We start from the raw sequence: 19,231 nt of genomic DNA, 5'->3' as shown, positions 1-19,231 counted from the left end.
CGTTGGGCACCTTCTCCCCGCACGCGGGGAGAAGGACCGCTATTGCGCCAGCCTTACTTCGCTGAACCCTTCGCCTCAGCAATCGTCGCTTCAACCGAGCTGGTAGTAATCGGGTGATACCCCGGCTTCGCCCTCGCCAGAATTTCCTCAGCTAGCTTCAACCCCTCCGGCGTTTTCACCAGCTCCTTGTACGTCGGCATGATCAGCTTGCGCCGACCGACGCGCTCGAGGAACTTCGCGATCTCCGCATTGGCCTGCGTATAGCCGCTGCGCACCGCCAGCGGATACCAACGCTGCGCGATCTCGCCATTGGGCGTGCCGGTGAAGTGATAGGCGGCGTCGAGCGCGGCGAGTTGCTCGGTCTTGAGCGTCTCGGGCATGCCTTCGATGAAGTGCACCCACTCGTGGGTATTCCACTTGCCCGTGAGCGCTTTGTCGGGGATCGCGCCCTTCTCCAGCCATGCGGCACGTGCCGCATCGACGGCATCGAAGGCGGCAGAGGTCGTCTGCGGCGCCGTCGCCGGCACGCCCGGCTCGTACAGCCACTCGTCGAATTCGGCCTGCGTGACCTTGCCCGGATGCTTGTCCAACAGGTTGGCCTTGGCGTAGTCGGCGAACTGCTGCGAGGAAATCGACTGGAACGCGAAATGGTCGAAGTAACCACGCAGGAACGCATCGAAATCGGCTCGGCCGTAGCGCTTCTCCAGGAACTCCATGAACCACGCGCCCTTGGTGTAGACCGTGGAACTCAGGTTGTCGTCCGGATCCTTCAACTCACCCGGCTTGCCGGCCAGGCGCTGCAGCGCCTTGTTGGCATCGGTGAACTCGGCCTTGAGTTCATGGCGCTTGATGATGCTTTCCTCGTCGGCGCGATCCTTGCCGTACAGCGCCTCCACGATGCGGTTCTCGACGTAGCTGGTGACACCTTCGTTGAGCCAGGCGTCCTTGGCGGTGGAGAAGGTCACCAGGTTGCCCGACCAGCTGTGGGCCAGCTCATGCGCGATCAGCGAGACCAGCGACTTGTCGCCGACGATCGCAGTCGGGGTCAGGAAGGTCATGCGCGGGTTTTCCATGCCGCCGTACGGGAAAGAGGGCGGCAGCAGCAGCATGTCGTAGCGGTCCCAGCGGTAGGGGCCGTACAGCTGCTCGGTGGTTTCGATCATCTTTTCTGTATCGGAAAACTCGCGCGCCGCCTTGTCGACCGAGGCCGGCTCGGCCCAGATGCCGCTGCGCTTACCGATCGGCTTGAACACAAGGTCGCCCGCGCCGATCGCCAGCAGGTACGACGGGATCGGCTGCGGCATCTTGTAGCTGTAGTCGCCGTCGCGCTTGTCGCCGCTGGTGTCCCCGCTGCCTTCGATCCCCGGCTCGATCGCCGCGCTCATCACCACCATCGTGTCCTTCGGTGCCAGCACATGCGCGGTGTAGGTGAAGCGTACGCTCGGCGTATCCTGCAGCGGCACCCACGAACGCGCGTGGATCTGCTGCGACTGACTGAACATGAAGGGGGTCTTCTTGCCTTCGGTCATCGCCGCGGTCAGCCATTGCAGGCCCGAGGCATTCGGCGACGTCGTGTAGGTAATGCGCACGCGCGCATTGCGCTTGGGCGTCTCGATGCTCAGCTTGCTGCCGAGCACCTTGTCGGCCGGCGCCAGCGTGTACTTGAGGTCTTCCCACTTGCCGTCGCTGCGTTCGCCGACGATCTTGCTGATGGTCAGGTCACGCGTATCCAGATTGAGCTGGGTAGCATTCTTGTCGAGCCAGTCCAGCGACAGCGTGGCACTGCCGTCGATGACCTTCTTGTCGAAGTCGAGCTTCAGTTCGAGCGCGAGGTCCTTGACCTTGACCTTGCCCGGTTCGGCGTAGGAGTGCTCGTCGAGCATGGCGGTAGTGGCCGTGGTGGCGGTTGCGGAGGACTGGGCCGTGCCGGCGCCGGTGGGCGCCGCATCGCGCTGGCAGGCGGTGACGGCCAGTGCGGCCGCCAGGGACAACATCAGGATCGAGTGACGCATGGGTGCTGGACCTGAGGATCGGAAAGCGCCGAGTTTAGCTCCGCCGTTCGCATGGCGCGCCAACCGGCGTCAACCCCCACTTACATCACTTAAACCCTGCTCGCCGCTTCTGCATCGTATGTGGATCGTCACGACTCCCACCGATCCGCATGCCCCTGCTTCGTCCGCGCCCTCTGGCCTTCGCTTGCCTGCTTGCGTTGTGCGCCCCCGTCCTCGCGAACGACATCCCGGCCCCTAACGCGGATTACATCCCAGGCGGCCGCATTCCCCTGCTGCAGGACGGGATCGCGATCGACGGCAGGCTCGACGAAGCCGCCTGGGAAGGCGCTCTGGTGCAGGAGATCGCCTACGACATCCAACCGGGCGACAACACGCCGGCGCCCGTGAAGACCATCGTGCGCCTGGGTTACACCCACGATGCCCTGTACGTCGCCTTCCATGCGCAGGATGACAATCCATCCGCGATCCTCGCTCACCTGCGCGACCGCGACGCCGCCTTCAGCGACGACTGGGTGGGTTTGTTCCTCGACACCTTCGACGACCAGCGCCGCGGCTACGAGATGATCGTCAATCCGCTGGGCGTACAGTCCGACCTGATCCGTGACGAAGCCAACTCCGACAACCAGGAGGACTCCAGCTGGGACGGGCTGTGGAGCAGCGCCGGCCAGCTCACGGCGGAAGGCTACGACGTCGAGATGCGCATCCCGTTCTCCACCCTGCGGTTCCGCGGCGGTCCGCAGGACCAGCGCTGGGGCATCTCGCTGTTCCGGAACTATCCGCGCAACAAGCGCCACCAGCTGACCAGCCACAAGTCTCCGCGCGACTCCAACTGCTTTCCGTGCACCTGGGCCAAATACGAAGGCATGGCTGGCGTGCAGCAGGGCCGAAATCTAGAAATCGTGCCGACCCTTACCGTCGGCAAGACGCAGTCGCGTGACGCGGCGGGTACGGCGTGGCACAGCGACGACACGTCGATCGAACCCGGCGTGGATGTGAGCTGGGCGCCCTCGCCCAGCATGACGCTCAACGCCACGCTCAATCCCGACTTCTCGCAGGTCGAAACCGACCAGCTGCAATTGAGCTTCAACGACAGCTTCGCCCTGTTCTTCCCGGAGAAGCGCCCCTTCTTCCTGGAAGGAGCGGACTACTTCAACAGCCAGTTCGACGTGCTCTATACCCGTCAGATCGCCGATCCCGATTACGGCATGCGTGTGACCGGCCGCACCGATAGCGGCGCCTACGGTGCGATCGTGGCGCGCGACGCGACCACGCTTGTGCTGGTCCCCGGCGTGCAGGGCTCGCAGTTCCTTACGCTCGACCAGCAGGCCGACGTCGCGGTGACGCGCTATCGCCATGACTTGAACGAACACACCAGCATCGGCGCGATCGGCACCTTCCGCCATGGCGACGACTACGGCAATGACGTGGCGGGCGTCGACGGCCGCTGGCAGAAAGACGCGCACACGGTCACCGCGCAGCTGCTGCACAGCCGTTCCGAGTATCCCGTCGACATCGTCGATGCTTACCGCGATGACCTGGGTGCCGACGCCACGCCGTCAGGCAAGGCCTGGCGCGCGCAGTACATGTTTTCCAACCGCAACTGGTCGTTCAACACCTCGCATATCGACATCGACCCCGGCTTCCGCGCCGACCTGGGCTTCATGGGCCAGGTGGGTTATGACAAGTCGGTCATCGGCGGCAGCCACACCTGGTTCCGCGACGATAAGGCGGTGAACCGCATCGAGCTGTACAGCGACTGGGACATCACCCACCGTTTCGACGGCCAGTTGCTGGAACGCGAACTGGAAGCCAGCCTCAACATCCAGGGACCGAAGCAGAGCAGCGTCACACTCGCGCCGCTTACCCGTGTCCGCTTCTGGGAAGGCGCCATGTTCGACGAACACATTCTGGTCCTGCGAGGCAACTTCCGTCCGGTGCCCGATGTGCAGTTCGGCGCGACCGTCAACGTTGGCCAGGTGCTCGACCTCAAAGCTTCGCGAACCGGCCACCGCACCCTGCTCGGAATCTGGGGCAACGCGAACATGAGTCGCGGCCTGTACGCGGAGTGGGATATCAGCCGCCAGCAGCTGAAACGCGACGGCGGCACCGCTTTCGAAGCCAGCGTCGCCGACGTGCGCCTGGCTTGGCAGCTGGATCCACGTCAGCGCCTGCGCCTGACGCTGCAGGGCAGCGAAGTGCTGCGCGATCAGTCGCTGTATACCGCGGAAGTGCTCGGCCCGTCAGTGGGCACAGTGGCGGTCAATGAAACGGCGCGCGACTGGGCCACGCAGCTCGTGTATTCCTACAAGATCAATCCACGCACCGCGATGTACGCGGGCGCCTCCTACGGCGCGTTCATGGACGATGATCATCCCGAACTGTTCGGCAATACGCGCAGCGTGTTCCTGAAGATCAGTTACGGCTGGCAGCCGTAACTCCAGGACGACTCTCGCGCCTCAATGAGGCGCGAGCACGTTAAGCCGTCGTCGCAGACCAGCACGCCACCGCCGCGCGCGTTGGCGGCGTACATCGCGGCGTCGGCCTCGTGGTACGGCTGCATCGCGTCCATGCCCGGCCGGTGCGTGAACAGCGGTGCGGGCAGCTGTGAGCCCTGGCTTAGACCTTGTAGCCGGTATGGATCGCGACGATGCCGGCGCTGAGGTTCTTGTAACTGCAGCGCGCGAAGCCGGCGGCTTCCATCATTCCCTTCAGCTCGTCCTGCGGCGGATGCTTGCGGATCGACTCGGCCAGGTACTGATAGCTGTCGGAGTCGTTAGCGAACAGCTTGCCGAGCTTGGGCAGGATGTTGAACGAATGGAAGTCGTAGATCGGCTTGAACCACTCCGCCTTCACTTCCGAGAATTCCAGCACCCGCGCCTGGCCGCCGACCTTGAGCACGCGGTGCATCTCGCGCAGCGCGGCATCCTTGTCGGTGACGTTGCGCAAGCCGAAGGCAATCGTGACCAGGTCGAAGCTGGCATCCGGGAACGGCAGCTTCTCCGCATTGCATTCGACGAATTCAAGGCCGGAAACCATGCCGCGATCGGTCATGCGGTCGCGGCCGACCTTGAGCATCTCGCCGTTGATGTCGCCGAGCACGATGCTGCCGGCGGCGCCAACGCGTTCGCGCAGCAGCATGGCGATGTCGCCGGTGCCGCCAGCCAGGTCGAGCACGCGGTCGCCGCGCTTCACCTGGCAGGTGCCGACGAAGTAACGCTTCCACACCCGGTGCACGCCCAGCGACATCAGGTCGTTCATCAGGTCGTACTTGCCGGCGACCGAAGAGAAGACTTCGCCGACCAGCTTCTGCTTGTCGGCGACGGGGACGTCGCGGAAGCCGAAGTGGGTGGTGCCGGGGGGAGTGTCGTGTTCGTTCATCGGGGGATTATCGCATCGCGTCCCCGGAAAGGCCCGGACAGCGCCCCGAAAAAGGAAGGCCCGCCGAAGCGGGCCCTCGCTCAGTAAAGGATTTGAGCCGTGTTCGAACAGGAGGTGCTGCCGGCGTTGCAAACCCGGTAGGTCAGCAGGGTGCTGGTGCGCAGCCTGACGGCATCGGTCGCCCCCTGGGTATTGGTGATGGCCGACTTGATCTTGGTACTGCCCCGATAGATGTCGACCTTGCTGCTGCCACCACTCCAGCTCAAGCCGACCTGCAACCTGGCCATCGCGGTGCCGTTGTTGCGGAGGGTCAGGCCAGTCGGCGGGTCGCCACCGCCGCTGGTAATCACAGTCGTGGCGGCGAGCGCCTGCACCAGGCCATGGCCGTAATCGTTGTCGCGTCCGGCCACGCCCAGATCGAGCGCGGTGGATTCCAGGGCATTGCGGACCGCGGTATTGGTCGCCGTCGGATTGGCGCTCCACACCAGTGCTGCCACGCCGGAAACGTGTGGCGTCGCCATCGAGGTGCCATCCAGGTAGGCATAGCCATTGGCGTTGCTCTGCGGGACCGTGCTCACGCCGCCGATCTGGCCGAGACGGTTGTTGACCAGAAACTGGCCATCCTCCTGAGTGGCACTGATGGCCGGGATCGTCGACCTGCCATTGAGCGTGCCGGAGAAGCCGCCGGAGACGTTGTTGTAGACGATCACGGCCGCGGCACCGCCGGTGGTCGCATTCGCGACCTTTTCCGCGAAGGTGATGCTGCCGCGCTGGCACAGCACGACCTTGCCCGACCAGCTGCCCGCGCTGGTGCACAGCCCGCCGTTCACGAGCATGCCCGTGGCGCTGCCCTGCGCGGTGCCGTCCAGAGGCGCGACCATGTAGCTCGCCGCGCCGACATCCAGCGAAGCGTCCTTATGCGGATAGGCGCTGAGCACGCCTACGCCCGGCGCCGCGATGTCCACCTCGGAATTGGACTGCGAGAAGCTGGCATGTGCGTTGTTGCTGTCGGTCGCCGCGACCGACATCACGCTGGGATATGACGCCGGGTAGCTCATGGTCGTATTGCCGTCATTACCCGCGGCGGCGATGCTGAGGATGCCCTGGGTATTGAGCTGGGCGAAGGCGTTGGCTTCGGTAGTGCTGCTGCCGCCGCCCCCCAGGCTCATGCTGATGATCTTCGCGCCAGCGGCCTGGCAACGTTGGGCGGCATCGATCAAGTCCGAGCTGTAAGTCCAGGCACAGGAATCACCGAACACCTTGACGATGTACAGCGACACCTTTCCCGGACTCACGCCGATCACGCCCAGGCCGTTGTTGGCGGCGGCGATGGTGCCCGCGACATGCGTGCCGTGGCCGCATTGATCGTTGTTCCAGCCGGTGGGATAGCCCGACATCGCGATGCCGGCAAAATCCTCATGCCCGGCATGGATGCCCGAGTCGATGATGCAGACCTTGATGCCGGTACCGTCGGCGCCGGTGCTCACCGTCTGCGGCGCCTGCACCTTGCCGATGCCGTAGGGCGTGACCTGGCCGAACGGATAGCGCGGCGCATCCTGCTCGATGTACTCAATGTTCGGATTGTGGCGCAGGGCGTTCACCGCCTGCGGCGACATCGTCACCGAGAACGCGCCTAGCTTGTCGAAGCGATGGTGCATCTTGCCGCCGGCCGCGCGCAGAGTGCCCTCGACCTTCGGAGCGGCACCCGCCTTGAACTTCACCCAGACGCGATTGGCATCGGGCTGCGCGGCCAACGCGCTGCCGGATGCCGAAAATGCCAGCGCGGCGCCCAGCGCCGCGGCGAGTGCCTGTTGTTTCACTTGTTTGATCCCCCTGCGGTGACCGAGCCCGGGTACGCAAGTGCTGCGCCCTTCACCTCGAGCCGTCATTAACCGGGACCGGGCCGGACTTGTCCAGTACGGGCGCGGCAAAGCGCCGATTGGCGCCGCGAGACCGTGGTGCAGGCTCGATCAACGCCTCGGCCGCGCCCAAGGGAATGCGGCATGATTGATCGCGCCCCATTCATCAATCGCCATGATCGACACCCCCGACTACCGTGCCCTGCTCGCCACCGCCGTCGCCGAAGCCCGCCAGGGCCTGGTCGAAGGCGGCATACCGATCGGCGCCGCGCTGTACCACGACGACGGCCGGCTGCTGGGTTGCGGCCACAATCGCCGCATTCAGGAAGGCGATCCGTCGGTGCACGGGGAGACCGATGCCTTTCGCAAGGCCGGCCGCCAGCGTCGCTACCGCGACACCATCATGGTGACGACCCTTGCCCCGTGCTGGTACTGCAGCGGCCTGGTCCGGCAGTTCAACATCGGTACGGTCGTGGTCGGCGAATCGGTCAACTTCCGCGGCGGGATCGACTGGCTGCGCGACAACGGCGTGCGCGTGATCGATCTGGCCGATGCGGAATGCATCGCAATGCTCGGCGACTGGATCGCCGCGAATCCCGACGTGTGGAACGAAGACATCGGCGAGGACTGACGCTTGCTTCGTAGCGCCGGGCCCGCCCGGCTCCGCTTGCACTGCCAGACACCGTGACGAACAGCGAGCGGGGCAGGCCCGGCTCTACGACATCCATGAAAGCTGAAACCACTTTCTTCAACGGCCTGCCCTGCGTGCGCCTGCATGGCGCGAACGGGGCGCGCGCACTGGTGGCGCTGCATGGTGCGTACGTGCTGTCGTGGATCCCCGCCGACGGACGCGAACGCCTGTTCCTGAGCGAACGCGCACGCCTCGCGGAAGGCGCGGCGATCCGCGGCGGCGTGCCGGTGATTTTTCCGCAGTTCGCCGGGCGCGGACCGCTGCCGAAGCACGGCTTCGCACGCACCCTGCCGTGGCGCCTGATTGGGACGGATGAGCATGCGACCTTCGAGCTGACCGACGGACCAGCCACTGCGAGCTGGCCGCATGCGTTCAACGCGCGCGTGCATGTCGCGCTCGACGCGGATGCGGTGGAAATCACGCTTGAAATCGCCAATGCCGGGCGCGACACATTCGCCTTCACCGCCGCATTGCACACCTATCTGGCGGTCGACGATATCGAAGCCGTTGAGCTGCATGGCCTTGGTGGCTGCCAGTACGAGGACAGCGTCGAAGCCGGCGCGATCCGGCAACAGGCACACGATGCACTGCGCTTTGCCGGCGAAGTCGACCGCATCTATGTCGCTCCATCGCAGCCGCTCGCGTTGCGGGCGGGATCGCATCTCACGACCATCGCGCAGCGCGGCTTCTGCGACACGGTCGTATGGAATCCGGGCGCGACGCTGGCCGCCGGCATCAGCGACCTCGCGCCCGATGATCATCGACGCTTCGTCTGCGTGGAAGCCGGACAGGTGCTGCAGCCGGTACGCCTGGCACCGGGTGATCGCTGGACCGGAACCCAGCAGCTGAGCTGATTTCGCGGGCTTGCGCCCGGCGAAGCGCTATCGCGCCGCCTTAACAAGAGCGGAGAACAATGCGGAAGCCCGGCCAGCCACGGCCGCGATTTCCCGACCCGCCCAATCCGCGGGCCGCCACAGCGGAGATGATTCGATGAAACCGTCCATCTTGATTGGCCTGTGCCTGCTGCCTGGTTGTCTGCTGGCTTCCGATCCCAAGCAAGCGCCCGCAAAGGCAGCCAAGCCGATGTCGACGCACATAATGGTGCGTGCAACCGAAGCGAAGTGGGGAGATGCGCCTGCGTCGCTGCCAGCCGGCGCGCAAGCCGTCGTGCTTTCGGGTGATCCGGGCAAGCCGGGCAACTTCACCATCCGCTTGAAGGCACCGCCGGGCTATCGCGTGCCTCGCCACTGGCACCCGACCGACGAGAGCGTGACCGTGATCGAAGGCGACTTCACGCTGGCGATGGGCGATGGCGCCGATGCGCATTCGGCCGACTTCGGCCCCGGCGACTTCGTGTTGCTGCCCGCGAAGATGCTGCACGAAGCAAGCACCCGCAATGGCGTGATCGTGCAGATCAACAGCACAGGGCCCTTCCAGATCAACTACGTCAATCCGGCCGACGATCCGCGCAAACAGATGGGAGCGGAGAAGAAGGCGAAGTAGTCGTTCTGAGCCTCGAGTTTCTGCGCGTTCGTAGCGCGCCAATTCTTTCCGCAAATTTGGCTGTCCTTCTCCCCGCGCAGTGGGGAGAAGGTGCCCGAAGGGCGGATGAGGGGCGCTCTTGTCTTTACGCGACCTCCCCTCACCCTGCGTTGCTGCGCAACGCGGTCCCTCTCCCCGCAAGCGGGGCGAGGGAAGCCGAGGAATCGCAGCCTCAGAGGATGTACCGGCTCAAATCCGGATCCTTCACCAGCTCGTTGAGATGCGCATCGACGTAGGCGCGGTCGATCGTCACCGACGTGCCGTCGCGGTCCGGCGCCTCGAAGCTCAACACGTCGAGCAGGCGCTCCAGCACCGTATGCAGACGGCGCGCGCCGATGTTTTCCTGGCGTTCGTTGACCGTGGCTGCGATCTCGGCGAGGCGGTCGATCGCGTCGGGCACGAATTCCAGCGCCACGCCTTCGGTCCGGAGCAGCTCGACGTACTGCGTGGTCAGCGCCGCCTTGGGTTCGGTAAGGATGCGGACGAAGTCGTCCTTGCTCAGCGCACCCAGCTCGACGCGGATCGGGAAGCGGCCCTGCAGTTCCGGGATCAGATCGGACGGCTTGGCCAGGTGAAACGCGCCGGATGCGATGAACAGGATGTGGTCGGTCTTCACCGATCCGTACTTGGTGCTTACGGTGGAGCCTTCAACCAGCGGCAACAGGTCGCGCTGCACGCCCTCGCGGCTGACGTCGCCGCCGGCGATGCCGCTATCACTGCGCTTGGCGACCTTGTCGATCTCGTCGATGAAGACGATGCCGTGCTGCTCGCAAGCTTCGATCGCGGCGTCGCGCACGTCGTCCTCGTTGACCAGCTTCGCGGCTTCCTCTTCGATCAGTTGCGCGCGCGCCGCCTTGACGGTCAGCTTCTTCTTGTGGGTCTTTCCGCCGGCGACCTGCGAGAACATCTGCCGCAACTGCTGGCCCATCTCTTCCATGCCGGGCGGCGCCATGATGTCGACGCCGACGTTCACCGAGAAGTCGACCTCGATCTCGCGATCGTCCAGCTCGCCGGCGCGCAACTGCTTGCGCAGTTTGGTGCGGGTCTTGTCGTCGGCTTCCGACTCCTTCGGCTCTTCTTCCTTCTGCACTCCTTCCGGATCGCCCTGGAAGCCGAACAACGTCACCGCGCGACGCGGCAGCAGCGCTTCGAGAATGCGGTCCTCGGCGTGCTCCTCGGCCTGGGTGCGCACGCGTTGCTTGGCCTGCTCGCGGTACATCTTGACCGCGGTGTCGGCGAGATCGCGCACGATCTGCTCGACGTCCTTGCCGACGTAGCCGACTTCGGTGAAGCGCGTGGCTTCCACCTTCACGAATGGCGCATTGGCGAGCGTGGCCAGACGGCGTGCAATTTCGGTCTTGCCCACGCCGGTGGGGCCGATCATCAGGATGTTCTTGGGCATCACTTCGTCACGCAGCTCCGGCACCAGTTGCATGCGGCGCCAGCGATTGCGCAGGGCGATGGCGACGGCGCGCTTGGCGGCGTGCTGCCCGACGATGTGCTTATCCAGCTCCTGCACGATCTCGCGCGGAGTCATCGTGGCGGAAGTATTCACGAGTTTCTTCATCACAGTTCTTCCACCACGATGTTGCGGTTGGTGTAGATGCAGATATCGCCGGCGATGTTGAGCGCCTCGCTGGCAATACTCTTGGCATCCATTGAGGTGTGTGCGGCGAGTGCGCGGGCCGCGGCCAACGCGTAGGAACCGCCGGAACCGATGGCGACGATGCCGTCCTCCGGTTCGATCACATCGCCGGTGCCGCCGATGATCAGCGAGGTTTCCTTGTCGGCGACGATCAGCAGCGCTTCGAGCTTGCCGAGACGGCGTTCGGTGCGCCATTCCTTCGCCAGTTCCACCGCCGCGCGGGTGAGCTGGCCGTATTTCTCGAGCTTGGCTTCGAACAGTTCGAACAGGGTGAAGGCATCCGCGGCGGCACCGGCGAATCCGGCCAGCACCTGGCCTTCGCGGCCGAGGCGGCGCACCTTGCGCGCGTTGGATTTCATCACTGTGTGGCCGAGCGTAACCTGGCCATCGCCGGCGACGGCGACGTGACCGTTGCGACGCACCGACACGATGGTCGTGGCGTGGAAAACGTCGGGATTGCGACTGGGGTCCATGGGCTTCTCCGTGGGGTCCCACCGACGTGGGGGCCCGGGCGACGGGGTTCAAGCGGGACGGAAGTCATGCCGTAGCACGACGGCACCATCTTCAATGCGCGCCCGTAGTGATGGCGTTATTTGTCCGTCTTGCGCTTCGCCCGCGGGTGCGCGGCGTCGTACACCTTGGCCAGGTGCTGGTAGTCCAGGTGCGTGTAGATCTGCGTGGTGGCGATGTCGGCATGGCCGAGCAGCTCCTGCACGCCGCGCAGGTCGCCGGACGATTCCAGGATGTGGCTGGCGAAGGAATGCCGCAGCAGGTGCGGATGCACGCGTTTGAACAATCCTTGTTGCTGCGCGAGCTGGCGCACGCGCAACTGGATCGCACGCGGCGTGATCGGTCCGTTGCGTCCAGGAAACACCGGCGCATCGGGCGCTGCACCGTTCGATGCATGCCACTCCTGCAAGGCAGCGCGTGCGTGCGAGCCCAATGGCACGCTGCGCTGCTTGCGCCCCTTGCCCAGCACCGTCACCAGACCTTCGGCGAGGTCGAGATCGCGCCAGCGCAACGCGCACAGTTCGCTCAGGCGCACGCCGGAGGAATAGAAAAGTTCCAGCAATGCGCGGTCGCGCAAGCCCAGCGGCGCATCGGTCGACACTTCGACCAGGGCCTTCGCCTCGTCGGGATCGAGTACCTGTGGCAGTTTGCGCGGCGCCTTGGGCGCGCGCACCGCGGCCGCGGGATTGGCATCGATGCGACCGTGCTTGAGCAGCCAGGCGTAGAAGCTGCGGCAGGCCGATAGCCGCCGCTGCAACGACTTCGGAGAAAGGCCGCGACGATGTTCGGCGGCGACGAACTGACGCAGCTGGTCGGCCTGCAGCACCGCCGGATCGATGCCCTGCGCCTGCGTCCATCCGCTCAGCACTTCGAGATCGCGGCGGTACGCATCGAGCGTGTGCGCGGACATCTGCCGTTCGACGGCGAGGTAGGCGATGAAGTCTTCGAGGGCCGAAGGCATCAATCCACCAGTTCGCCATTCCGGCGAAGCGTTTCACAACAGCGAAGCTGGTCAAGCCGGGATCCATTTTGACTTTGCCCTTGCGCTGGATTCAGGGCGACAAGAGCAACAGCAAAATGGATCCCGGCTTTCGCCGGGATGACGACAAAAGCAGGGAACGTAAAGGCTGAAGAATCAGCCGGCCGGCGCATACCGCTTCAACGCCGCACCCAATGCCTCGCCCATCATGCGCAGGAACAGCGTGCCCATGCCGGGGAAGAAGCGGTTCGCATCGTGACTGCCAACGGCGACGAGGCCGACATCGGCCACCGGCAGCAGCGCGCTCGATTGCACTTCGTCGACGCGCAGGCCATACAGCAGCGCGTTCTTTTCCGGCTGCAAGCGGCCGCACAGCGGCTCGCCCTGCGCGATGCAGTCGCGGAACGGCTGCAGGCGCGCGTCGTTGGCGGCGATGTGCTGCAGCCAGTCGGCGCTGTCCAGGCCGGCGACCGGCGCGAAGGTGACGACACGGACCAGATCGCCGCTGAAGTCCTCGGCCAGCGTGGCCACCATCGCGCGTAACGTGTCGGCGGCGGTGGACTGCTTCATCAATGCCAAAGTCAGCTGGTGCGTGCGCACGGCCAGACGCTCGTTTTCCTGGGCGTTGGCGAACAGGTCCTGCAGGCGCCGCGCCAGCTCGCGATTCTTGTCGCGCAGCACGTCGAGCTGATAGCTGGCCAACGACGCGGCCGGGCCTTCATCGCGCGGCACGACCATGCTCAGCGCCAGATCGGGGAACTGTTTGAGGAAGGTCGGGTGCCGTCGCAGCCACGCGGCGATTTCATGCGCGCCGAGCTTCTCCTGTACATCGCTCATGCGATCCACTCCCCTTCGAATACGAATGCGGCCGGGCCGGCCATGGTGATCGGTGCGTCATCGTGCGGCCAGGCGATCTGTAGCTCGCCGCCCGGCAGCGCGATGGTGACTTCGCGATCGACACGACCGCGCTGCATCAGGACCGCGGCCGCCGCGCAGGCGCCGCTACCGCAGGCCAGCGTCTCGCCAGCGCCGCGTTCGTACACGCGCAGGCGCACCCGCTGGCGCGATTCGATCTGGGCGAAGCCAATGTTGGCGCTGTCCGGGAACGCCGGCAGCGACTGCAATTGCGGGCCGACGCTTTCCACCGGCGCCGTGGCAACGTCGGCGACTTCGATCACCGCGTGCGGGTTGCCCATCGATACGGCACCGAACAAGTAGGTCTCGCCCGCCTGTTCGAGCGTGTACTGCGGTTGCGCATACTCGAAACCGCGCAGCGGCACGTCCTGCGGCGCGAAGCGCGGCACGCCCATGGCAATGCGGAAGTTACCGTTGCCCAGGCGCGTGACGTGGTGCGTATCGACTGGGCTGTCGACGTCGAAGGCGTCGCCATCTGCCGTGCCGTCACGTAGCAGCCACGCGGCGACGCAGCGCGCGCCGTTGCCGCACTGGCGCGCGTGGGAGCCGTCGGAATTCCAGATGCGATAGCTCGCCACCGCCGTCGCGCTGCGCGGTGCCTCGATGGTGAGGATCTGGTCGCAGCCCACGCCCATGTGGCGATCGCCCAGCGCGCGGCACAGTTCGGCATCCAGCGTGGTCGCGCCGTCGCGCAGATCGATCACGACGAAGTCGTTGCCCGCGCCGTGCATCTTGCTGAAGCGCAGCACACGCGCACCGCGAGAAATGGTCGCGGTCGAGGGAACCGCTTCAGCCATTCCCGCCGCCATCGCTGGTGGCCGGCACCGGCGTCTGCTCCGGCGGCGTGGTGGTGCCGTCAGTGGCAGGCTCGGCCGGCGGGGTTTCGGCAGGCGCTTCAGGAGCGACGACCGGCTCGGCCGGGGGCGTCGGCAGCACCAGCGGACCCTTGTTGCCGCAGCCGGCGAGCGTGGCCAGTGCGGCGGCGATGAAGACGAGGCGGAAGGTCTGGTTCATGCGGGCAGTGTATCGCGGCCGTAGGCTGGGTTGGCTTGACCAACCCAGCATCCCGCGCACCATTTCGTCACGCCCATGCTGGGGCGATGAAGGCGACCCAGCCTACAAGCCCAGCTGATCGAGCATGAAGGCATACATCTCCGCCCGCTCCTTGTGGCGGCGGAAACGGCCGGACTTGCCGCCGTGACCCGCGTCCATGTTGGTGCGGAAGATCACCGTGTGCCCCGACGTGTTCAGGTCACGCAGCTTGGCCACGTACTTGGCCGGCTCGTAGTACTGCACCTGCGAGTCCCACAGGCCGGTGCCGACGAACATCGCCGGATACGCCTGCGTGCTCAGGTTGTCGTAGGGCGAATACGACAGCATGTAGTCGTAGTAATCCTGCTTTTCCGGATTGCCCCACTCGTCGTATTCGTTGGTGGTCAGCGGGATGCTGGCGTCGAGCATGGTGGTGACCACGTCGACGAAGGGCACCTCGGTGAGGATCACGCGGTAGCGGTCGGGCGCCATGTTGCTGATCGCGCCCATCAGCAAGCCGCCAGCGCTGCCGCCGTGCGCGGCGACGCGATCCTTGGCCGCGTAGCCTTCCTGCACCAGGAAATCGGTGACGTCGATGAAATCGGTGAAGGTGTTCTTCTTGTTGAACAGCTTGCCGTTGTCGTACCAGGCGCGGCCCATTTCCTCGCCGCCGCGGATGTGGGCGATGGCGTAGACCATGCCGCGATCGAGCAGGCTGACGACCGAATTGCTGAAGCCCGGATCCATCGATGCGCCATAGCTGCCGTAACCGTATTGCAGCAGCGCGGCGGTGCCGTCCTTCCTGAAGCCCCGCTTGTAGACCAGCGACACCGGAATCCGGGTGCCGTCGCGCGCGGTCGCCCACAGACGCTCGGTGACGTACTGCGACGGGTCATAACCCGGCACCGGATCGCGCTTCAGCAGTCGGCGTTCGCCGGTGCGGGTATTGAGTTCGTAAGTGGTGTTCGGCGTGGTCATCGAGGTGTAGCTGTAGCGCAGCCACTCGGTGTCCGGCTCGGCGTTGACGTCCAGGCCCATCGAATACGCCGGCTCGTCAGCCTTCACCTGCTCGGACTTGCCGTCATTGCCCAGCACGCGCACGCGCTCCAGGCCCTCTGAGCGTTCGGCGATCGCGGTAAAGCCATCGAACAGTTCGAAGCCGTCGATGTAGACGTCGTCGCGCGCCGGGATCCAGTCCTTCCACTCCTTGCGCGAAGTCGACGTGGTCGGAGCGGTGACCAGCTTGAAGTTCTTGGCCGGCTTGCCGCTCGAATCCGGCGCGTTGGTGCGGATGACCCAGCGGCCGTCGTGGTGGTCGGCGCTGTATTCGACGTCGCGCTGGCGCGGCGCGAGCACGGCGAATTCCTTCGGATCCGCGGCCGGCGCGCAGCGAAGTTCGTCGGAGACGGTGCTGCTCATGCCGATGCAGATGAACTTCTCGTCGCGCGTGCGCGAAAGGTCCATGTAGAAGCTGTCGTCGTGCTCCTCGTAGACGAGCACGTCCTGCGCGGCCTTGGTGCCGAGCACGTGCTTCTTCACGCGCACGGTCAGCAGGGTTTCCGGATCGTTCTCGATGTAGAACAGGGTCTTGTTGTCGTCGGCCCAGACGAGATTCGGCGAGACGCCTTCCACCTGGTCCGCATAGACCTCACCGGTGGCGAGATTCTTGAAGCGGGTCGTGTACTGTCGACGGCCGACGCTGTCTTCGGCCCAGGCCAGCAGCTGATTGTCCTGGCTGACCTCGTAGTCGCCGACGCTGAAGTACTCCTTGCCCGCCGCCATCGCATTGACGTCGAGCAGGACCTCTTCGCCGGCGAAATCGTTGGCGGCATTGGCGCGCTGGATCGACATCGCGTCCACGTCGGCGGCGTCCTTGCGGCGCGCATGCACCGGGTAGTCCTTACCGATCTCGAAGCGGGTGTAGTACCAGTAGCCGCGCTCGCGGAACGGCACCGAGGCGTCGTCCTGCTGGATGCGACTGACGATTTCCTCGTACAGCATGTCCTGCAGCGGCCGCAGCGGCTTCATCACCGCATCGGCGTAGGCATTTTCGGCATTGAGGTACGCCAGCATGTCCGGGTTCTTGCGGGTGTCGTCGCGCAGCCAGTAGTAGTCGTCGGTGCGCGCGGCGCCGTGCGGCGCCGTCACCACGTGCGGCTTGCGGGCGGCATCGGGCGGTGCGGGCAGAACCTGCCCCGGACTTGATCCGGGGTCGGCGGCGGAGGCGGACAGTGAGGTAGTCATCAGCAGCGTGCTCATTAGAACCAGGGCCAGCAGGGATGGAAGCCGGCGGAGACAGGAAGTGGACATGGAATGGGGTCCGGAACCGCGGTGCGCAATGGGCCAGCCATCCAGGGGCCGGAACCACGCTGCGTTTGGGCCAGCCCCTTCCCAAGGCCGGAACGACGGACGGGCGCAATGAGCGCCCGTCCGAGATAACGCTGGCAATGTCCGGAAGCGGTCTTGCTTGAGCCGGCTTTACTTCAGCTTGTCCCACAGGAACGTGTAGGCCAGCGCGCTCATATGCGCGGCCTGCGCGTTATTGGCCGAGCCGCCGTGACCGCCTTCGATGTTCTCGTAGTAGGTCACGTTCTTGCCGGCTTCGAGCATCTTCGCCGCCATCTTGCGGGCGTGGCCCGGATGGACGCGGTCGTCCTTGGTGGAGGTCATGAAGATGACCGGCGGATAGCTGCGCTTGGCATCGAACAGGTGGTACGGCGAGAAGGTGCGGATGAATTCCCAGTCGGCGGTGTCGGGATCGCCGTATTCGGCCATCCACGAGGCACCGGCCAGCAGGTGGCTGTAGCGCTTCATGTCGAGCAGCGGCACCTGCACGACCACGGCACCGAACAGGTCCGGATACTGGGTGAGCATGTTGCCGGTGAGCAGGCCGCCGTTGCTGCCGCCCTGCACGCCCAGGTGCTTGGTCGAGGTGATCTTGTTCGCGATCAGGTCCTGCGCGACCGCGGCGAAGTCTTCATAGGCCTTGTGACGGTTGCCCTTGAGCGCCGCCTGGTGCCAGCGCGGGCCGTATTCGCCACCGCCGCGGATATTGGCGACCACATACACGCCGCCCTTCTCCAGCCAGCCCTTGCCGACGCCGCCGGAGTAGCCCGGGGTCAGCGAGATCTCGAAGCCGCCGTAGCCGTACAGCAGGGTCGGCGCGCTACCGTCGAGCTTCAGGTTCTGCGGCTTGACCAGGAAGTACGGGACCTTGGTGCCGTCCTTGCTGGTGGCGAAGTGCTGCTCGACCACGTTGTTGCTGCCGTCGAAGAAGACGGGGTTGGTCTTCAGCGTTTCCGGCTGCTTGCCGATCTGCGCGATCGCGAGCGAGGTCGGGCGCAGGTAATCGGTCGCGGTCACCCACACGGCATCGCTTTCATCGGCGTCGACCGCATCCACGCTCACCGTGCCGATCGTCGGCGCGCCGACGAAGGCCTCGCGCTTCCATTCGCCGGCCTGCGCCGTGAGCACGCTGATGCGGTTCTTCACGTCTTCCAGCACGTTCAGGACGAGATGGGTTTTGGTCCAGGTATAGCTGGACAGGGAGGTGCGCTCGGTCGGCGCGAACAGCGTGGTGAACTCGCGCTTGCCGGCCATGAAGGCATCGAACTTCGCCGCGATCAGGCTGCCCGCGGTGTAGGTCTTGCCGCCGGCCGTGTACGCATCGCGCAGCTCCAGCAGCAGCCATTCCTTGTGCACCGACTTGTTGGCCGAATTCGGCGCGTCGATCTTGGCGAGCTTGCCGTCCTTGCCGCGCAGGTACAGCTCGTCGTTGTAGAACGCGAGCGTGCGGCTGACGAAATCGCGCTCGAAGCCGGGCGTGTCGTCGTGCGAGGCGGCGATGTACATGTCGTCCGCCTTGCCTTCGTACACGACCGTGGCGCTGTCGAGCGCGGTGCCGCGCTTCCACTGCTTGACGATGCGCGGGTAGCCCGACGAGGTCATCGAGCTCGCGCCGTTCGCATCCGGGCCGAAGTCGTTGTAGACGTACACGTTGTCGCGATCGATCCAGCCCAGGCCACCCTTGGCCTCCGGACGATAGAAGCCGTCCTTCACCCAGGCCTTGGTGGTGAGGTCGAACTCGCGGGTGACGTCGGCGTCGGAACCGCCACGCGACAGCGCGATCAGGCAGCGCTCGTACGCCGGCTTCAGACATTGCGCGCCGTGCCACACCCACTTCTCGTTCTCGGATGCGTTGAGCGCGTCGAGGTCGAGCACGGTTTCCCACTTCGGCTCGGCCTTGCGGTATTCGTCCAGCGTGGTGCGGCGCCACAGGCCGCGCTGGTGCTGCGCGTCCTTCCAGAAGTTGTAGTAGTACGCGCCGATCTTCTCGACGCCGGGAATCTTGGCGGTCGAATCAAGAATCGCGCGGATGTCGCCTTCCAGCTGCTTGAACTGCGTCGTCTGCGTCAGCGCGGATTCGGTCTTGGCGTTCTGCGCGCGGACCCAATCGAGCGACTGACTGCCGTCGACGTCTTCGAGCCAGGCAAACGGATCGGCGGAATCTTTCATCTTCGGAGCGTCCTCGGCATGGGCGGTGCCCAGGGTCGAGCCGACTCCTAGGGCGATGACACCGGCGGACAGGAACGCGGACAGCGCCGCGTGTTTCAGGGCCTTGCGGGCCTTCGGCAGTTGGGACATGGGCGAGTGCGGCGGTGGAAAGGG

The 19,231-nt window shown here is 65.3% G+C and carries 15 protein-coding genes; 4 read left to right on the top strand and 11 right to left on the bottom strand.

Annotated features, from left to right (window positions below):
• Window positions 1–53 precede the first annotated feature (53 nt).
• Complete coding sequence (locus tag ACYVGK_RS02920) at window positions 54–2,012, bottom strand: M1 family metallopeptidase (protein ID WP_460731734.1); 1,959 nt, start codon at window positions 2,010–2,012, stop codon at window positions 54–56.
• Between the two features lie 149 nt (window positions 2,013–2,161).
• Here ACYVGK_RS02920 and ACYVGK_RS02915 point away from each other — a divergent pair, with 149 nt between their 5' ends.
• On the top strand, window positions 2,162–4,447 hold the full coding sequence (locus tag ACYVGK_RS02915) for a carbohydrate binding family 9 domain-containing protein (protein WP_460731733.1): 2,286 nt from the start codon (window positions 2,162–2,164) through the stop codon (window positions 4,445–4,447).
• Window positions 4,448–4,628: 181 nt separating this feature from the next.
• Here the strand turns inward: ACYVGK_RS02915 and ubiE are convergent, their stop codons facing one another.
• Complete coding sequence (ubiE, locus tag ACYVGK_RS02910; RefSeq protein ID WP_460731732.1) at window positions 4,629–5,390, bottom strand: bifunctional demethylmenaquinone methyltransferase/2-methoxy-6-polyprenyl-1,4-benzoquinol methylase UbiE; 762 nt, start codon at window positions 5,388–5,390, stop codon at window positions 4,629–4,631.
• Between the two features lie 80 nt (window positions 5,391–5,470).
• Window positions 5,471–7,210 (bottom strand): S8 family serine peptidase, encoded by a 1,740-nt coding sequence (locus ACYVGK_RS02905; protein ID WP_460731730.1) that lies wholly within the window; start codon window positions 7,208–7,210, stop codon window positions 5,471–5,473.
• Window positions 7,211–7,424: 214 nt separating this feature from the next.
• On the opposite strand from ACYVGK_RS02905, the gene ACYVGK_RS02900 reads away from it, so the two are divergent.
• The 3 genes from ACYVGK_RS02900 (at window position 7,425) to ACYVGK_RS02890 (ending at window position 9,443) form a co-directional block, all read left to right on the top strand.
• A complete protein-coding gene (locus ACYVGK_RS02900; protein WP_460731729.1) occupies window positions 7,425–7,880 on the top strand; it encodes a nucleoside deaminase in 456 nt (151 codons plus the stop codon).
• Window positions 7,881–7,975: 95 nt separating this feature from the next.
• Window positions 7,976–8,794, top strand: coding sequence for a D-hexose-6-phosphate mutarotase (locus ACYVGK_RS02895; protein WP_460731728.1), 819 nt, complete (start codon window positions 7,976–7,978; stop codon window positions 8,792–8,794).
• Between the two features lie 136 nt (window positions 8,795–8,930).
• Complete coding sequence (locus ACYVGK_RS02890; RefSeq protein WP_460731727.1) at window positions 8,931–9,443, top strand: cupin domain-containing protein; 513 nt, start codon at window positions 8,931–8,933, stop codon at window positions 9,441–9,443.
• A gap of 211 nt (window positions 9,444–9,654) precedes the next feature.
• Here ACYVGK_RS02890 and hslU read toward each other — a convergent pair whose 3' ends face one another.
• The 8 genes from hslU to ACYVGK_RS02850 form a co-directional block, all read right to left on the bottom strand.
• Window positions 9,655–11,049, bottom strand: a complete 1,395-nt coding sequence (hslU, locus tag ACYVGK_RS02885; RefSeq protein WP_460731725.1) for an ATP-dependent protease ATPase subunit HslU — start codon at window positions 11,047–11,049, stop codon at window positions 9,655–9,657.
• A complete protein-coding gene (gene hslV / locus ACYVGK_RS02880; protein ID WP_460731723.1) occupies window positions 11,049–11,600 on the bottom strand; it encodes an ATP-dependent protease subunit HslV in 552 nt (183 codons plus the stop codon). The genes hslU and hslV overlap by 1 nt, the downstream gene beginning before the upstream one ends.
• Window positions 11,601–11,716: 116 nt before the next feature.
• Window positions 11,717–12,598, bottom strand: coding sequence for a tyrosine recombinase XerC (gene xerC, locus ACYVGK_RS02875; RefSeq protein ID WP_460731721.1), 882 nt, complete (start codon window positions 12,596–12,598; stop codon window positions 11,717–11,719).
• Between the two features lie 174 nt (window positions 12,599–12,772).
• The gene (locus ACYVGK_RS02870; protein ID WP_460731719.1) at window positions 12,773–13,453 is read right to left on the bottom strand and encodes a DUF484 family protein; all 681 of its coding nucleotides are present in this window, start codon (window positions 13,451–13,453) and stop codon (window positions 12,773–12,775) included.
• A complete protein-coding gene (dapF, locus tag ACYVGK_RS02865) occupies window positions 13,450–14,328 on the bottom strand; it encodes a diaminopimelate epimerase (RefSeq protein WP_460731717.1) in 879 nt (292 codons plus the stop codon). The genes ACYVGK_RS02870 and dapF overlap by 4 nt, the downstream gene beginning before the upstream one ends.
• Window positions 14,321–14,545: an LPS translocon maturation chaperone LptM gene (lptM, locus tag ACYVGK_RS02860; RefSeq protein WP_460731715.1), complete on the bottom strand. Its 225-nt coding sequence runs from the start codon at window positions 14,543–14,545 to the stop codon at window positions 14,321–14,323. Before lptM ends, dapF begins: the two co-directional genes overlap by 8 nt.
• A 102-nt stretch (window positions 14,546–14,647) precedes the next feature.
• Entirely contained in the window at window positions 14,648–16,807 is a 2,160-nt protein-coding gene (locus tag ACYVGK_RS02855) for a S9 family peptidase (RefSeq protein ID WP_460731713.1), read from the bottom strand.
• Window positions 16,808–17,041: 234 nt separating this feature from the next.
• Complete coding sequence (locus ACYVGK_RS02850; protein WP_460732432.1) at window positions 17,042–19,162, bottom strand: prolyl oligopeptidase family serine peptidase; 2,121 nt, start codon at window positions 19,160–19,162, stop codon at window positions 17,042–17,044.
• Window positions 19,163–19,231 lie beyond the last annotated feature (69 nt).

Source organism: Lysobacter tyrosinilyticus (genome assembly GCF_054779815.1).
The sequence above is the reverse complement of the archived record's forward strand: the minus strand, read 5'-3'. Positions and strand labels throughout refer to the sequence as shown.

Coding starts and splice junctions, on each gene's coding strand:
- ACYVGK_RS02890 (WP_460731727.1), top strand. CDS start 8,931: ATGAAACCGTCCATCTTGATTGGCCTGTGCCTGCTGCCTGGTTGTCTG.
- ACYVGK_RS02855 (WP_460731713.1), bottom strand. CDS start 16,807: ATGACTACCTCACTGTCCGCCTCCGCCGCCGACCCCGGATCAAGTCCG.
- lptM (WP_460731715.1), bottom strand. CDS start 14,545: ATGAACCAGACCTTCCGCCTCGTCTTCATCGCCGCCGCACTGGCCACG.
- ACYVGK_RS02900 (WP_460731729.1), top strand. CDS start 7,425: ATGATCGACACCCCCGACTACCGTGCCCTGCTCGCCACCGCCGTCGCC.
- ACYVGK_RS02920 (WP_460731734.1), bottom strand. CDS start 2,012: ATGCGTCACTCGATCCTGATGTTGTCCCTGGCGGCCGCACTGGCCGTC.
- xerC (WP_460731721.1), bottom strand. CDS start 12,598: ATGCCTTCGGCCCTCGAAGACTTCATCGCCTACCTCGCCGTCGAACGG.
- dapF (WP_460731717.1), bottom strand. CDS start 14,328: ATGGCTGAAGCGGTTCCCTCGACCGCGACCATTTCTCGCGGTGCGCGT.
- ACYVGK_RS02870 (WP_460731719.1), bottom strand. CDS start 13,453: ATGAGCGATGTACAGGAGAAGCTCGGCGCGCATGAAATCGCCGCGTGG.
- ubiE (WP_460731732.1), bottom strand. CDS start 5,390: ATGAACGAACACGACACTCCCCCCGGCACCACCCACTTCGGCTTCCGC.
- hslU (WP_460731725.1), bottom strand. CDS start 11,049: ATGAAGAAACTCGTGAATACTTCCGCCACGATGACTCCGCGCGAGATC.
- hslV (WP_460731723.1), bottom strand. CDS start 11,600: ATGGACCCCAGTCGCAATCCCGACGTTTTCCACGCCACGACCATCGTG.
- ACYVGK_RS02895 (WP_460731728.1), top strand. CDS start 7,976: ATGAAAGCTGAAACCACTTTCTTCAACGGCCTGCCCTGCGTGCGCCTG.
- ACYVGK_RS02915 (WP_460731733.1), top strand. CDS start 2,162: ATGCCCCTGCTTCGTCCGCGCCCTCTGGCCTTCGCTTGCCTGCTTGCG.